The sequence below is a fragment of the Shigella sp. FC1661 genome (assembly GCF_001712525.1).
Lineage (GTDB): Bacteria > Pseudomonadota > Gammaproteobacteria > Enterobacterales > Enterobacteriaceae > Escherichia > Escherichia coli.
The window spans coordinates 1-1,765 of sequence record NZ_MDGW01000295.1 but is presented as its reverse complement, the minus strand read 5'-3'; the positions used below and the strand labels follow the sequence as shown (position 1 = coordinate 1,765).

Sequence of the window (1,765 nt, the reverse complement as noted above, 5' to 3'; positions counted from 1 at the left end):
ACGACATTCGTGCTGGATGCTCTGGAGCAGGCGTTATGGGCCCGTCGACCGTCCGGCACGGTCCATCACAGTGATAAAGGTTCTCAGTATGTATCGCTGGCCTACACACAGCGGCTTAAGGAAGCCGGATTACTGGCATCAACAGGAAGTACAGGCGACTCGTATGACAACGCGATGGCGGAGAGCATCAATGGTCTTTACAAAGCGGAGGTAATACACCGTAAGAGCTGGAAAAACCGTGCAGAAGTGGAACTGGCCACACTCACGTGGGTGGACTGGTATAATAATCGACGATTGCTGGAAAGGCTGGGCCACATCCCTCCGGCAGAAGCAGAAAAAGCTTATTATGCTTCTATCGGAAACGATGATCTGGCAGCCTGAGTTCACAGATAAAACATTCTCCAGGAAACTTGGGGCGGTTCACGCCTCATTTCACACTCCTGTTGACCACCTGGTCTTAACTGGAATTTAAATGCCTGTAATCGTTTCACAGGTCAAATGATACTTTGGTTTGTGAAAAAAGAAACCGATATCCGGCGTGGAAGGCATTGTGTTTTCCTGATGCATGTTCACCTGGTCTTTGTCACCAGATACCGACGCCAGATTTTTTGACGCGACAGAAAAACTACGCACTTACTTTTCAAATGTATGTGCTTATTTTGAAGCTGAACTGGTTGAAATGGATGGCGAACCAGATCACGTCCATTTGTTAATTAACTAACCTCCCAAACTGGCGATATCCAGTCTGGTAAACAGCCTCAAAGGCGTATCGGGTAGGTTACTGCGACGAGATCGACCAGATATTGCAGTCAGGTATTACTACAAAGGCGTTTTGTGGAGTCCTGGCTATTTTGCCAGTAGCTGCGGAGGTGCGCCAATATCCGTCATCCGCCAATACATTGAACAACAGCAAACACCTGGTCAGGTGGAAAACCGCGCCTTATATCCCCGCCCTGAAGGATGGGGTTTTACGGCGCACCGGATAAAAAGCGCCATCTAACGATGGCGCGTCTGGAACTACTTTTTGTTAACGTCAAACATGGTGGCATCGGTCGCCATGTCATCAATAACTTGTTTAATATTTTCGAAAGCCATTGGCGTACTTTCGTTATTCAGGTCTTTACCTTCGCCCTGACGAACGACTTTGATAACCGGTTTATTAGTCGCTGCATCAATCAGCTCACCTTCAAAATAGAGGCGAGTATCCATGGTACGGTGACCTGTAGCCATTTGCGTCCCCGCAACCACTAATGCAACAGGAACCACTTCATAGAATTGCAGCCCTTCTTTGCTGGTATCTACACCGGTAATGGCCCCACGGAAAATCAGACTACGCGGCCCAGCGGTGGTAACCAGTGGTTTACGCTGCGCTATCGCTTCTTTCATTTCGGTGTTGGTATAGTTCAAAATTTTATCCAGAACTTTCTGCCCTACCTGGGTAGAAGGTTTTGGCACCGGATAATAAGTGATTGGGTTCCAGACGATGCTGTCATATTTGCTTTGATCAAAACTCGGGTCTACCCAACGTAAAACAGGTTTACCTGTTGCTGAGGTTGTTTCTTTTAAATCAGAGTAATTGTTTAAAAAACGGTAATGACTCCAACTTACTGATAGTGTTTTATGTTCAGATAATGCCCGATGACCTTGTCATGCAGCTCCACCGATTTTGAGAACGACAGTGACTTCCGTCCCAGCCTTGCCAGATGTTGTCTCAGATTCAGATTATGTCGCTCAATGCGCTGAGTGTAACGCTTGCTGATAACGT

General features: G+C 47.1%; 2 protein-coding genes and 3 pseudogenes. 2 read left to right on the top strand and 3 right to left on the bottom strand.

The window, feature by feature from the left end:
• Nucleotides 1-381 (top strand): integrase core domain-containing protein (locus BFF42_RS16110; RefSeq protein WP_146693738.1); only part of this gene is annotated, 381 nt, incomplete at its 5' end.
• 41 nt (nucleotides 382-422) lie between these two features.
• Here the strand turns inward: BFF42_RS16110 and BFF42_RS27840 are convergent.
• Nucleotides 423-491, bottom strand: a pseudogene (locus BFF42_RS27840) (hypothetical protein); the annotation flags it as partial.
• Between the two features lie 7 nt (nucleotides 492-498).
• Between BFF42_RS27840 and tnpA the strand changes: the two are divergent.
• Nucleotides 499-1,000 (top strand): annotated as a pseudogene (gene tnpA / locus BFF42_RS16100) (IS200/IS605 family transposase).
• A 17-nt stretch (nucleotides 1,001-1,017) separates the two neighbouring features.
• Here tnpA and BFF42_RS16095 read toward each other — a convergent pair.
• Together BFF42_RS16095 and BFF42_RS16090 are read right to left on the bottom strand one after the other, a co-directional pair.
• Nucleotides 1,018-1,587 (bottom strand): annotated as a pseudogene (locus BFF42_RS16095) (DUF3313 domain-containing protein); the annotation flags it as partial.
• 17 nt (nucleotides 1,588-1,604) lie between these two features.
• On the bottom strand, nucleotides 1,605-1,765 hold a 161-nt coding region (locus BFF42_RS16090), incomplete at its 5' end, for an IS1 family transposase (protein WP_000322123.1).